We start from the raw sequence: 13159 nt of genomic DNA, 5'->3' as shown, positions 1-13159 counted from the left end.
ACTTCAACATTGACTGATACACCGCCATCGCGAGCAAGCTCGCTCCCACAGTCGTTTGTGGTGCTCAGATGTTTGCCGGAATGACTTCCAGGACGCGGATCAGCTCCGGTGTCAGGTAATGCCAACGCACATCGACATCCCAGAACTGCGCGCCATATTCCCGCTCGGGTGCAGGCGTTTGATAGGCCGGGCGTGGATCCTGCGCAAGACATTGCTCGATCAGCTCAACCAAAGGCTCTGCAAGGCGCTGGGCATGCCCGTGAGCCTGTTGCAGCGCTGTATCCGTCCACTGCACGGGAATCAGCTGCGGCGCAGCGCTGGCGATGCTGTTGGTGGCTGCATCGATGATGTCGGCGTAGGGCACGTAGGGTTTGATGTCGAGAACCGGCGTGCCATCCAGCAGATCGATGMCCGAGATCCACAAGCGGTTGGCTTCGACCTTGTCCAGTTTCACCACTGACTGCCCGATGCCATTGGGACGGTGGGTTGCGCGGGTGGCGAACACGCCCATGGATTTGTTGCCGCCGAGGCGAGGAGGGCGGACCTTCAAGCGCGGCTTTTCTTCCAGGGCCTGGTGGAACAGGAACAACAGCCATACATGGCTGACCTGCTCCAGGCCCTGTACGGCGTCCCCTTGATCGAACGGTGCCACCAGTTCCAGCACGCCACGGGCGGCCGGGGCCAGTTGCGGCTGGCGCGGGATGGCGAACTTCTCCTTGAAGCAGGAGCGCACGAAGCCGATGGGGGAAACGCTGTAGGTCATGGTTTGAGGTCGAGGCGGAATGAAGGCAGGCATGATAACCCACACGGTCTCTAGCCCGGTGGCGCCTGTCAGTCCGTCATCGCGGGCAAGCCCGCTCCCATAGGTTTTGTGATGGACACAAATTTTGTGTGCGCTCGAGAACCCTGTGGGAGCGTGGCTTGCCCGCGATGGCCGCGCCGCCGGTCACCAGGGCAGTGCGGCCTTGCAGGGAAAACTAGGGATGCATGGCGAATCCTGAGAGCTGAGGTCTTTACACCCTGGTCGTCAGCCGCGGTCAGCGGAGCCACTATTTTCGAAGGGAATGCAGTGTCATGAGCGAGGCGACCGAAACCGGCCGCCTCCATCGGAGATCAGCCCCGAACGCGCAGGGTCAGGCCCTTGAGGAAATTTCGCAGCAGCTGGTCGCCGCACGGGCGATAGTTGGTGTGGCCGAACTTGCGGAACAGCGCGCTCAGCTCAGGCTTGGACACCGGGAACTCCGCGGCCTTGAGGATCGCGTGCATGTCGTCTTCTTTCAGCTCGAACGCCACCCGCAGCTTTTTCAGGATGATGTTGTTGGTCACCGGCACTTCGATCGGCTGCGCTGGACGGCTTTCGTCCTTGCCGCGCTTGAAGATCACCAGGCCGTCGAGGAAGTGCGCCATGACTTCGTCCGGGCAGCGTACGAAACCTTCCTCGTCTTCCTCTTTCTTGTCGAGATACGTCACCAGGTCTGCCAGGGTCACGTTCAGGCCGCCGAGCTTGATGATCTCGATGACTTTCTTGTCGCTGATGTCGAGCATGTAGCGCACGCTGCGCAGTACGTCGTTATGAATCATGTGTGCAGTCCTGATAATTCGGCTATGGGCGCCGCCGAAAACAGCAGCGCCGAAAGGTGTGGCGGCGCGGGAAGCCTTAGAACTTCTCTTTGCCGGACAAGTAGCGCCATTGCCCCACGGGCACTTTGCCGATGGACACGCCGCCGATGCGGATGCGGCGGATGGCGACGACCTTGAGGCCGACGGCTTGGCACAGCTGGGCGATGATGCCCGGTTGCGGGTTTTTCATGGCAAAGCGCAGGCGGTTTTCGTTCTGCCAGCTGGCCTTGACCGCCGGCAGCTCCTTGCCCTTGTAGGTCAGGCCGTGGTTCAAACGGTTGAGGCCGTGAGCCACCATCTCGCCTTCAACCTCGACCACATACTCTTGCTCGATCTTGCTGGAGTCGGCGGTGAGTTTGCGCAGGATTTTCCAGTCCTGGGTGAACACCAGCAGACCGCTGGCGTTGGCCTGGAGGTCGGTGCTGGCGGTCAGGCGCAGGAAGTGCCCGCGCAACGGTCGCTTGCCGTAGCGGTGTTCTTCGCTCAGGGTCTCGGCACCGAGGGTGGCCATGGCGGTGTCTGCGTCCATGCCGGCGGGCACATTGAGCAGCAGGGTCACCGGTTCCGGAGCGGTGGCCTTGGCCTCTGGATCAAGCTCGACTTTCTGGGTGTCGACCTTGAACTGCGGCTCGTCGATGACCTCACCGTCGACGGTGACCCAGCCGCCCTCGATGAACAGCTCAGCCTCCCGACGGGAGCAGCCGACGAGTTCGATGAGGCGTTTGGAGAGACGAATCGGGTCAGTCATGTCAGGGCCGTAACAAAAAGGGGGTGGGCATTGTACCTGCCTGGCGCCGGTTAATCCCGGTTCCATTTCAATGCATGCTCTTTTGTGGGAGCAGGCTCGCTCCCACAATGGATTTATGGTGTATCAGCCATTGCGTGTGAGTTTTTCAGCCTGACGCAAACGCATGTGCAGCAGCGGATACGGCTGCCCCATGCCATCGACTTCCGAACGACCGATGACCTCGAAGCCCTGCTTGAAGTAAAACCCCAGGGCCTGAGGGTTCTGTTCGTTGACGTCCAGTTCGTCGGCGTTCAGGTGTTCCAGGGCATAGTGCAACAATTTCTTGCCCAGGCCCTGGCCGCGATGGTCGGGGTCGATGAAGAGCATTTCGATCTTGCCTGCCGCGACGCCGGCGAACCCGGTGATGCGTTGGCTCGAATCTTTGGTGCAGATCAGCATTACCGAGTCGAGGTAGCGGGTCAGCACCAGGTTTTTCAGCAGTTCGATGTAGCTGTCCGGCAGAAAGTCGTGGGTAGCGCGCACCGAGGCCTCCCAGACCCGGGTCAATTCTGCGTAGTCGCCTAGTTTCGGCGTGTGGATGACCGAATGCTGACGCATRCCTGTCTGCCCCTGATACGTGAGTGATGTGAATCCGTTCAATCTCAAACSATAGCCGTAAAAAAGCCCCGCATCTCGTCTAGAGAGCGGGGCTTTGCGTATTTTTTGCGTTTAGATCTGTTCAGCCCACAGGTCGTACTCGTCGGCGTCGGTCACTTTGCACCAGACCTTGTCGCCCGGCTTGAGGTTGCTGCCGTTGTCGATGAATACGTTGCCGTCGATTTCCGGGGCATCGAAGAAGCAGCGGCCCACCGCACCTTGTTCGTCGACTTCATCGACCAGCACTTCGATCTCGCGGCCGATGCGCATTTGCAGGCGCGCCGAGCTGATGGCCTGCTGGTGCGCCATGAAACGCTCCCAACGGTCCTGCTTGACGTCGTCCGGGACGACTTCCAGATCCAGGTCATTGGCCGGTGCGCCTTCAACCGGCGAGTACTGGAAGCAGCCGACGCGGTCGAGCTGGGCTTCGGTCAGCCAGTTCAGCAGGTACTGGAAGTCTTCTTCGGTTTCACCCGGGAAGCCGACGATGAAGGTCGAACGGATGATCAGGTCCGGGCAGATTTCGCGCCAGTTCTTGATCCGCGCCAGGGTCTTGTCTTCGAAGGCCGGGCGTTTCATCGACTTCAGCACTTTCGGGCTGGCGTGCTGGAACGGGATGTCCAGGTACGGCAGGATCTTGCCGGCGGCCATCAGCGGGATCAGCTCGTCAACGTGCGGGTACGGGTAAACGTAGTGCAGGCGCACCCAGACGCCGAGGGTGCCGAGGGCTTCGCAGAGTTCGGTCATGCGGGTTTTCACCGGCGCGCCGTTCCAGAAACCGGTGCGGTATTTCACGTCGACGCCGTAGGCGCTGGTGTCCTGGGAGATGRCCAGCAGCTCTTTGACGCCGGATTTGACCAGGCGCTGGGCCTCGTCGAGCACGTCGCCTACCGGACGGCTGACCAGCTTGCCGCGCATCGAAGGGATGATGCAGAAGCTGCAGCTGTGGTTGCAGCCTTCGGAAATCTTCAGGTAGGCGTAGTGGCGCGGGGTCAGCTTGATGCCCTGTGGCGGCACCAGGTCGATCAGCGGGTTGTGGTCCTGGCGCGGCGGCACGACTTCGTGCACGGCATTGACCACTTGCTCGTACTGCTGCGGACCGGTCACGGCCAGCACGCTCGGGTGTACGTTGCGAATGTTGCCTTCTTCGACGCCCATGCAGCCGGTCACGATGACCTTGCCGTTTTCCTTGATGGCTTCGCCGATCACTTCCAGGGACTCGGCCTTGGCCGAATCGATGAAGCCGCAGGTATTGACCACAACAACGTCGGCGTCCTGATAAGTGGACACGACGTCATAGCCTTCCATGCGCAGCTGGGTAAGGATGCGCTCGGAGTCGACCAGTGCTTTGGGGCAGCCCAGGGATACGAAGCCAACCTTTGGATTGGCCGACGCAGGAGTGGTGGACATGTCTAACCTCGGTATTTTGTGACGCCGCTTGCCGGACAGGGCAAAACCGACGGACGGGCGCTTGAACTGCGCCTCTGATCAAAAAGTGCGCAATTCTAGCGATGGTAAGCGCACTTGACCAGCTTTATGCAGGGAAATACGACGAGTGCTGCGCTATGCTTCGCGCCGTTACGCTTTACTGATTTTTTACAGTCAACAAAACGTCTGTAACGTGAAGTAAAACAGCGCATGCTGCACGACAAAGCATAGTGCTTCATTCAAAGAAGCCCGGGTCTGAGAAGTAGGAGTGGTGGATGGGTCAGGCAAGTAGTCAGGCTGCAGGTGCCGAGCATTCGGCGGTGAAGCCGATCGGTATGYTGGTCGCGGCAGTCGGGGTGGTTTATGGCGATATCGGTACCAGTCCGTTGTACACCCTCAAGGAAGTGTTTTCCGGAGGTTATGGCGTGCCGGTCAACCATGAAGGGGTGCTGGGGATCCTGGCGCTGATCTTCTGGTCGCTGATCTGGGTCGTGTCGATCAAGTACATGATGTTTGTGCTGCGTGCCGACAACCAGGGCGAAGGCGGGATCATGGCCTTGACCGCATTGGCCCGGCGGGCGGCGGCGGGGCATGCGAAATTGCGCACGTTGCTGGTGGTCTGCGGACTGATCGGCGCGGCGTTGTTCTATGGCGACAGCATGATTACCCCGGCGATTTCCGTGCTGTCGGCGATTGAAGGTCTGGGGCTGGCCTTCGAAGGCATCGACCATTGGGTCGTGCCGCTGTCGCTGGTGGTGCTGGTCGCGCTGTTTCTGATCCAGCGTCACGGTACGGCGCGCATCGGCATTTTGTTCGGGCCAATCATGGTCACCTGGTTCCTTGTGCTGGGTGCATTGGGCGTCTATGGCATCAGCCAGCATCCAGAGGTCCTGGAAGCGATGAACCCGGTGTGGGGCGTGCGCTTCTTCATCGACCACCCGGGCATGGGCGTGACAATTCTCGGCGCTGTAGTACTGGCATTGACCGGTGCCGAAGCGCTGTACGCGGACATGGGCCACTTCGGTCGCAAGCCGATCGCTCGTGCCTGGTTCATCCTCGTGTTGCCGGCGCTGGTACTGAATTATTTTGGTCAGGGCGCCTTGCTGCTCGGCGACCCGGAAGCTGCCCGTAACCCGTTCTACCTGCTGGCACCGAGCTGGGCATTGATTCCGCTGGTCGGTCTGTCGACCCTGGCCACGGTGATTGCCTCGCAAGCGGTGATTTCCGGTGCCTTCTCCCTGACCCGTCAGGCGATCCAGCTCGGTTACATTCCGCGCATGCACATCCGGCACACCTCCAGTGCCGAACAGGGCCAGATCTACATCGGCGCGGTGAACTGGGCGCTGATGGTCGGCGTGGTGCTGTTGGTGCTGGGTTTCGAATCCTCCGGTGCCCTGGCCTCGGCCTACGGTGTGGCGGTGACCGGGACCATGCTGATGACCACCATCCTGGTGTCGGCCGTGATATTGCTGTTGTGGAAATGGCCACCGCTTCTCGCCGTTCCGCTGCTGTTCGGTTTCCTGCTGGTGGACGGCCTGTACTTTGCCGCCAACGTGCCGAAAATCGTCCAGGGCGGGGCTTTCCCGGTGATCGCCGGTATTGTGCTGTTTGTGTTGATGACTACCTGGAAGCGCGGCAAGCAGTTGCTTGTCGAGCGCATCGATGAGGGTGGATTGCCGCTGCCGATCTTTATCAGCAGCATTGCCGTACAACCGCCCCATCGAGTTCAGGGCACCGCCGTGTTCCTGACAGCGCGGGCGGATGCCGTGCCCCATGCGTTGTTGCACAACCTGCTGCATAACCAGGTGTTGCACGAGCAGGTGGTGTTGCTGACGGTGGTGTACGAAGACATCCCGCGGGTGCCACTACAACGGCGCTTCGAGGTCGACTCCTACGGCGAAGGTTTCTTCCGCGTAATCCTGCATTTCGGATTCACCGATGAGCCGGATGTACCGCAGGCGCTGAAACTGTGCCACCTCGATGAACTGGATTTCAGCCCGATGCGTACCACCTACTTCCTCAGCCGCGAGACGGTTATTGCCTCCAAGCTCGAAGGCATGGCCCGTTGGCGCGAAGGGTTGTTTGCCTTCATGTTGCAGAACGCCAATGGCAATTTGCGTTTCTTCAATCTGCCGCTGAACCGGGTGATTGAACTGGGGACGCAGGTGGAGATGTAAGCCTCATCAAAAAGCCCCCGTTGCCATTGCGGCAGCGGGGGCTTTTTTGTGCTCAATRCATTTTCTGAAGCCAGTGAAGATCCCCTGTGGGAGCGAGCCTGCTCGCGATGGCGGCGCCACATTCAACAGTGATGTTGCCTGGTCTATCGCCATCGCGAGCAAGCTCGCTCCCACAGGGGGCTGCGTTGATTGGTCGAATGTAAAAAGCCCCCGCTACCGTGAGGTAACGAGGGCTTTTTTCGGCTGACTCAGATCACTCTGTAGCAGCCGTTTCCTTCACCTGCCGCTTCTCGATCACATCCACCAGACGCTTGGCCAGCGCCGGGTAGTTTTCGTCGAAGTGATGGCCGCCAGGCAGCTTGATGGCTTCGCCCACAGCAGTCTTGTCGGTGCAGCCGCTTTCGTCGGTTTCTTCTTCACCGTAGATGCACACCACTTTGGCGGCTGGCAGTTTGGCCATTTCCGGGCCGGTGGCGGCTTCTTTGCCGGCATTACCGAGCCAGCCTTCGACTTCGATCTCGAAGCTGCCGGTACGGGCGAAGGCCAGCAGGATGATCGCGTCGACGCGTTGCTGCTCCGATTCGGCCAGACGGTTGTAGATCGCTGGCAGAACATCTGCGCCGAACGAGTAACCGGTCAGGATGAAGCGCTTGGTGCCCCATTTCTGTCGGTAGTGTTGCATCAGTTCCGCCAGGTCCAGCGCGCTTTGCTCCGGGCTCTTGTGCTGCCAGTAGTAGCGCAGGGTGTCGATGCCGACCACCGGGTAGCCGATCTTGGCCATCTCGCCCGCCACGTCGCGGTCGAGGTCGCGCCAGCCGCCGTCACCGGACAGGAACAGGGTGACGGTGTCCCTGGCCTGGCCTGCCGGCACTTCGACCACCGGGATCTGCAGGCCGCCAGAGGCCTTGTCACCACCGACGAGGATCTTGCGCAGTTCGTTGTTCAGCACTTGCGGCAGGTTGATGTCGTAGTCGCTGATGCTGGTTTCGGCGTTCGGTTGATCGCGCACGAAGCCGGCGCTGGTGTCGTCCGGGTTGTCGTTCCATGCCACCAGCCAGTGGCCGTGGGCCGCGCTTTTCGGCAGCAAGTGCGTGCAGCCGGGCTTTTCCAGGGCCAGGTCGACCGAGACGGCCTGAGCCTTGTCGTTCTTCTGCTCGGACAACCAGCGCCAGGCCAGCACGGCGCCCGGGCCGATGCCGCTGACGAGGGTCGCCGGGCCTTTCAGTTCTCTCAGGCCCGATTGCAAGGCACGGCTTTGCAGCAGGCAGTCCTTGGGCAGGATCACCTGGACAATCTGCGCCGAACCACTGCGGCTCAGGGTCATCAATTGCTTGTCGCTGAGTTTCTGGTCTTCGTTGACCGCAACCAGCACCTGGGCGCGTGGCGTGTTGCCTGGGATGACACGGGTCATCGCCGCGCCATCGGCCGGGGTCAGCAATTCGAGGGTCGGTTCCGGTGCCGGGCGTTTCAGGTACCAGTAACCGCCACCGAGAACCAGGGCCACTATCACCAGTGTGCCCAATACATACCGCAAGGAGCGTTGAATCATCAGCGTTTCACCAATCCGGTCAAGCCGCCCGCGATCAGGGCAGCAGTGTCGGCCAGCGCAACCAGCGGATCGAGTCCGGCGGGCACGGCCATATAACGGGGTTCCCAATCAGGCTGGAACTTGTCTTTGAAGCGGCGCAAGCCCTGGAAGTTGTACAGCTGCTCACCACGGCGGAATACCATCGAGCCCAGGCGCTGGGTCAATGGCGCGCCGCGACGGGGTTGCAACCCCGACAACGGCACCATGCCCAGGCTGAAACGCGCGTACCCATGGTTTTTATAATGTTGAATCAGGCCGACCATCATGAACTCCATGGTCAGCTTCGGGGCATCCGGGTGTGCGCGCATCAGGTCGAGGCTGGCCAGGTCATGGCCGTAGGTCTCGAGCAGGTTGGCGAACGCTACCGGGCGTCCTTCGAAACGAATCACCGCGATGCGGAAATACTTGAGGTAGTCATCGCTGAAGCGGCCCAGCGAGAAGCCTTTCTCGCGCACGTTCTTGCCGGTCAGCCAGGCATCGGAAATCACCTTGAGCTCATCCATCGGCGCCTGGCCCGGCTCGAAGATCTCCAGCGACAGACCATCGCGGGTGCCGCGGTTCCAGGTGTAGCGCAGGTCCTTCATCTCTTTGCCCTTGGCTTCGAGATCAAAACGCTTGAGGTCGACCCGGGCTTCTTCGCCGAGCTTGATCGCGGTCAGGCCGATGTCCATGTAGTACGGCAGGTTCTCTGCACGCACTTGATAGAACACGGGACGGGCGTGGTGGATGTCGCACAGGTCGCGGAACTGCCAGATCATTTCCGCCCGTTGCTGGCCCGGGCCGATCGGGTCATACAGTGCCACCAGGCTGCGGCCGCGACGGGCGTACATCAGGAACGCTTCGTCATTGGGGTGAAACAGCAGCGCCTTGTCACCGGTCAGGGCCAGGCCGCCATCCGGTTGGGCCGATGCCATGAGGATCTTGCTGGCGCGCTCCAGTTCGTCGGGCGTCGGCAGGTGGATCACCGGACGCGCGGTGCGCAGCAGCCAGGTCAGCGACACCACCATCAGCAGCACGGCAGCCCCGAGCAGCGAACGCAGGCCGCGTGGGGCATCGGCGTCCAGAGTGAATTGCCACCAGAGTTGATGGCTGTACGGGACGTCCTGATAGGCGAACAGCAGCAACCAGATCGACGCACCGAGCACGCACAGGCTGGCCACCAGGTACAGCGGCGAGAACGGTACTTCGGTCAGGCGGCTGGGGCGATAGAACGAGCGGCGGAATACCCCGAGCAGGCTTGCCGTCAGCACCATCAGGCTGGCTTCCTCCCAGTCGAAGCCTTTGAGCAGTGAGAGCAGGGCGCCGACCAGCAACAGAATGGTGGTCAGCATCCACGCGGCCGACAGTCGACGACGCAGCCCCTGGGCCAGTAACAGGCAAAGAACGCCGACCAGGCTGGCGCCAAAGTGCGAAGCATCGACCAGTCGATGGGGGATCAGAAAACCGATGTGTTCCAGGCGGGTATCGATTTCCGGGGTGGCTCCGGAGAACAGCAGGACAACACCGGACAGGAATACCAGCACCGCCAGTATCGGAGCCGCCAGGCCTGAGGCCGCGCGCAACGTCTGGCGTGTCTGGAACAGGCGCTGACCTTCGTTGATCAGCAACAGCAGGCAGGCCACCAGCAAGGGCAGGACCACGTAGATCAAGCGATAGAGCAGCAGGGCGGCGGCCAGTGGCGCAGCGCCAAGGGTGTCGGAAAACGCCGCCAGCAAAATCGCCTCGAACACCCCGACACCACCCGGCACATGGCTGAGCACGCCGGCGGCCAGCGCCAGCAGGTAAACCAGAAGGAACGCGCCGAAGGGCGGCGTTTCCGGCAATAGCAGATAGAGCACGGTCGCGGCGGCCGCTACGTCCAGGGCTGTGATGATCAATTGCAGGAACGTCAGGCGACGCCCGGGCAGGCGCAAGGTGCGACGCCCGATCTTGACCAGCAGGTTGTCCGCATAAGGCTGTTCCGGCAACCGACGACGGTAGATGCCGATGGCCAGCACCGAAAACAGCACGAGTACGGCGCTCGCCACTACGCCCAGCAACGTCTCGGAGAGTCCCAGGGCGGTGGACGCGGCTGGCAGGTCGCTGAGCGTCGCCAGGGCAGCCAGCGGCGGCAGGGCGCAACCCAGCGAGAGACTGGCGAACAATGTCATGCGGGCGACTTCAGCCGCTCCCAGGCCATGACGGGCATAGAGGCGATAGCGAACCGAACCGCCCGACAACATTGATAGACCGATGGCGTTGCCGATGGCAAAGGCCGTGAAACCGCCCAGCGCCAACTCGCGCGGTGCCAGGCTCACCCCGGCATATCGGCTGGCCGACCATTCGTAGCCAAGCAGAATGATGAAGCCCGCCACGGTTGCGCCCAGTGCGCCCAGCAAGGCGGGTTTCGGGACTTCGAGGATCGAATCGTGCAGCGCGTAAAGGTCGAGCTCGCTCAACAGGTGGCGACAGGCAATCAGCGCGATCGCGAACAACAGCAGGGTGACCGCCAGGCCAATGGGTTGACGGTATTTGCTCAAGCGATCGAGCAGGCGCAGACGCTCAGCCTTGATCGGTTGTGTCGCTGTGACAGTGTCTTGTGAATCAGACGAGTTGGCGCGCATCAATCACCTCTTGGATTGTGCGCGACAGGATGGGGGTATCCAGCCAAGTTACCAATCCCTGCAGAAAAAAATAATCACAAATATTAACGCCTATCACCGGGCGGTGGGGGCGGCGCGACATCAGTCGTGAAGGCTTCAGCCTGCGATAGAGCATAGTCTGAACCCGGCGTGTGGGTGACCCCAAACGGCTTGCTACACAGTGACAGATCATTGTTGCGAAAGGACTTTTTCAACAGATACAAAAAAGGCCACTCTTTCGAGTAGCCTTTTTTGATGTTTGGTTGCGGGAGCCGGATTTGAACCGACGACCTTCGGGTTATGAGCCCGACGAGCTACCAGACTGCTCCATCCCGCGTCTGTGTGGCGGCATTCTATAGAGTAATGCCGGGGTGTCAACCGTTAATCCTGAAGCAGGTCAAATAAACGTTGAATCGCGGCAAACGGTCGCAGCGATGGCCTAAGTTTCGGAATCAGAACGATTTCCGGTTTCGGTGTCGTTGAGTGTCCAGGCCTTGTTCTGGTGTTCGGCGCTACAAAACGAGCACGCACAAAAAAGGCCACTCTTTCGAGTAGCCTTTTTTGATGTTTGGTTGCGGGAGCCGGATTTGAACCGACGACCTTCGGGTTATGAGCCCGACGAGCTACCAGACTGCTCCATCCCGCGTCTGTGTGGCTCATTCTATAGAGATGCGCTCGGGTGTCAACCTCCAATTCCGATAAAACCTCTTCCCGTTCAATCGGTTAGCGTTCAAAAGGGGAGGTCGACCGGTCTGTGAGGCAGGCAGGACAAGGCCTGCGCGTCTATTGAAAGTAATTTTTCGATTGAAAAAATAAATTCACAATCGACTCTTCCTACGATTGGAAAAGAACATTCAGACTACTGGTGCTATATACAGGTGTCGGTGAGATACTGTTTGTCCGGCACGCCATGACGCCTTTTCTTTGCCATGAACACGGCTTTGCTATGACTCAACGCAAGATCATCCATGTCGATTGTGACTGCTTCTATGCAGCCATCGAAATGCGCGACGACCCACGCCTCGCCGGTAAACCACTGGCGGTAGGTGGGGCGGCGGACCGGCGCGGGGTGATCGCCACCTGCAATTATGAGGCGCGAGCGTACGGGGTGCGTTCGGCGATGTCCTCCGGGCATGCCTTGAAGCTGTGCCCGGACCTGACCATCGTCAAGCCACGCATGGACGCCTATAGAGACGCGTCCAGGGAAATCCACACGATCTTTCGCGATTACACCGAGATCATCGAGCCGCTCTCGCTCGATGAGGCGTACCTCGATGTGTCGGACAGTGCGCATTTCGGTGGTAGCGCAACGCGCATCGCCCAGGACATCCGGCGCCGGGTCTCCAACCAGTTGCATATCACCGTGTCGGCGGGCGTGGCGCCGAACAAGTTTCTGGCCAAGATCGCCAGTGACTGGAAAAAGCCCAATGGCCTGTTCGTCATCACTCCGGACCAGGTCGAGGATTTTGTCAGTGGCTTGCCGGTGAGCAAATTGCACGGGGTCGGAAAAGTCACCGCCGACAAACTCGGCAAGCTGGGGATCACCGATTGCCTGCAATTGCGCGAGTGGGACAAGTTGGCGCTGGTGCGTGAATTCGGCAGCTTTGGCGAGCGACTCTGGAGCCTGGCCCGTGGGATCGATGACCGCGTGGTGCACAACGACAGTCGTCGTCAGTCGATCAGTGTCGAAAATACCTACGACGTCGATCTGCCAGATCTGAAGAGTTGCCTGGAAAAATTACCCGAGCTGCTGGAGACCCTGGCCGGTCGCATGGCGCGAATCGACAGCAGTTATCGCCCGGGCAAGCCCTTCGTCAAAGTGAAGTTCCACGATTTCACCCAGACGACATTGGAGCAGGCCGGGGCAGGGCGGGATCTGGGAAGTTATCAGTTGATGTTGACCCAGGCTTTCAATCGTGGCGGAAAACCGGTGCGGTTGTTGGGCGTCGGCGTGCGGCTGGAGGACTTGCGGGGCGGGTTCGAGCAGATGGAGTTGTTTGAGCGGTAAATTCTGAAACACAAAAGATCGCAGCCTGCGGCAGCTCCTACAGAAGAACTCGATCTGTTGTAGGAGCTGCCGCAGGCTGCGATCTTTTTGTGCGCCCAGCATGGGCGCAATCTTGCGGGTGAAAGTCCCGTCGTAAGCTGACCACAGCGAACGAAGTGAAGCGCAACTGCATGAGGGCGACCGAGTGTGGGGAGGAAGCGTGAATCGAAACCGCGAGCCGATGGACAAGAACCGGATATAAGGCGAAGCCGATCAGGGCGAGCGAGCAAAAGATCGCGAAGCTCTTGTGGTCAAGGATCAGGCTGCGTAAATCCGGCGGTTGTGCGGGGAAGG

10 protein-coding genes and 2 tRNA genes are annotated in these 13159 nt (G+C 60.3%); 2 read left to right on the top strand and 10 right to left on the bottom strand.

Annotation, left to right across the window (positions count from 1 at the left end):
- Positions 1-64 precede the first annotated feature (64 nt).
- The 5 genes from tsaA to rimO form a co-directional block, all read right to left on the bottom strand.
- The gene (tsaA, locus tag AC1DU9_RS28040; protein ID WP_477811103.1) at positions 65-763 is read right to left on the bottom strand and encodes a tRNA (N6-threonylcarbamoyladenosine(37)-N6)-methyltransferase TrmO; all 699 of its coding nucleotides are present in this window, start codon (positions 761-763) and stop codon (positions 65-67) included.
- 350 nt (positions 764-1113) lie between these two features.
- Positions 1114-1581 carry a YehS family protein gene (locus tag AC1DU9_RS28035; RefSeq protein ID WP_223458447.1) on the bottom strand — a complete coding sequence of 156 codons (468 nt, stop codon included), beginning with the start codon at positions 1579-1581 and terminating at the stop codon, positions 1114-1116.
- A gap of 76 nt (positions 1582-1657) precedes the next feature.
- Entirely contained in the window at positions 1658-2368 is a 711-nt protein-coding gene (locus tag AC1DU9_RS28030) for an rRNA pseudouridine synthase (protein ID WP_043302481.1), read from the bottom strand.
- Positions 2369-2491: 123 nt separating this feature from the next.
- Entirely contained in the window at positions 2492-2965 is a 474-nt protein-coding gene (locus AC1DU9_RS28025; RefSeq protein ID WP_477811102.1) for a GNAT family N-acetyltransferase, read from the bottom strand.
- A 111-nt stretch (positions 2966-3076) separates the two neighbouring features.
- Entirely contained in the window at positions 3077-4414 is a 1338-nt protein-coding gene (gene rimO / locus AC1DU9_RS28020) for a 30S ribosomal protein S12 methylthiotransferase RimO (protein WP_477811101.1), read from the bottom strand.
- Positions 4415-4707: 293 nt separating this feature from the next.
- Between rimO and AC1DU9_RS28015 the strand changes: the two genes are divergently transcribed.
- Positions 4708-6609 (top strand): potassium transporter Kup, encoded by a 1902-nt coding sequence (locus AC1DU9_RS28015; RefSeq protein WP_223458454.1) that lies wholly within the window; start codon positions 4708-4710, stop codon positions 6607-6609.
- A gap of 253 nt (positions 6610-6862) precedes the next feature.
- On the opposite strand, the gene AC1DU9_RS28010 is transcribed toward AC1DU9_RS28015, so the two are convergent.
- From AC1DU9_RS28010 to AC1DU9_RS27995, 4 genes are all read right to left on the bottom strand, one after another.
- The gene (locus AC1DU9_RS28010) at positions 6863-8158 is read right to left on the bottom strand and encodes a virulence factor family protein (protein WP_477811100.1); all 1296 of its coding nucleotides are present in this window, start codon (positions 8156-8158) and stop codon (positions 6863-6865) included.
- On the bottom strand, positions 8158-10800 hold the full coding sequence (gene mprF, locus AC1DU9_RS28005; protein WP_223458458.1) for a bifunctional lysylphosphatidylglycerol flippase/synthetase MprF: 2643 nt from the start codon (positions 10798-10800) through the stop codon (positions 8158-8160). Before mprF ends, AC1DU9_RS28010 begins: the two co-directional genes overlap by 1 nt.
- A 278-nt stretch (positions 10801-11078) precedes the next feature.
- A tRNA-Met gene (locus AC1DU9_RS28000) sits at positions 11079-11155 on the bottom strand.
- Between the two features lie 232 nt (positions 11156-11387).
- Positions 11388-11464, bottom strand: a tRNA-Met gene (locus AC1DU9_RS27995).
- A 300-nt stretch (positions 11465-11764) separates the two neighbouring features.
- On the opposite strand from AC1DU9_RS27995, the gene dinB reads away from it, so the two are divergent.
- Entirely contained in the window at positions 11765-12826 is a 1062-nt protein-coding gene (dinB, locus tag AC1DU9_RS27990; RefSeq protein ID WP_477811099.1) for a DNA polymerase IV, read from the top strand.
- Between the two features lie 37 nt (positions 12827-12863).
- On the opposite strand, the gene AC1DU9_RS27985 is transcribed toward dinB, so the two are convergent.
- The coding region (locus AC1DU9_RS27985; RefSeq protein WP_477786878.1) for a hypothetical protein at positions 12864-13159 on the bottom strand (296 nt) is incomplete at its 5' end.

It is taken from the genome of Pseudomonas sp. P4_C1, assembly GCF_056402155.1.
The sequence above is the reverse complement of the archived record's forward strand: the minus strand, read 5'-3'. Positions and strand labels throughout refer to the sequence as shown.

Coding starts and splice junctions, on each gene's coding strand:
- AC1DU9_RS28035 (WP_223458447.1), bottom strand. CDS start 1,581: ATGATTCATAACGACGTACTGCGCAGCGTGCGCTACATGCTCGACATC.
- mprF (WP_223458458.1), bottom strand. CDS start 10,800: ATGCGCGCCAACTCGTCTGATTCACAAGACACTGTCACAGCGACACAA.
- AC1DU9_RS28030 (WP_043302481.1), bottom strand. CDS start 2,368: ATGACTGACCCGATTCGTCTCTCCAAACGCCTCATCGAACTCGTCGGC.
- AC1DU9_RS28025 (WP_477811102.1), bottom strand. CDS start 2,965: ATGCGTCAGCATTCGGTCATCCACACGCCGAAACTAGGCGACTACGCA.
- dinB (WP_477811099.1), top strand. CDS start 11,765: ATGACTCAACGCAAGATCATCCATGTCGATTGTGACTGCTTCTATGCA.
- AC1DU9_RS28010 (WP_477811100.1), bottom strand. CDS start 8,158: ATGATTCAACGCTCCTTGCGGTATGTATTGGGCACACTGGTGATAGTG.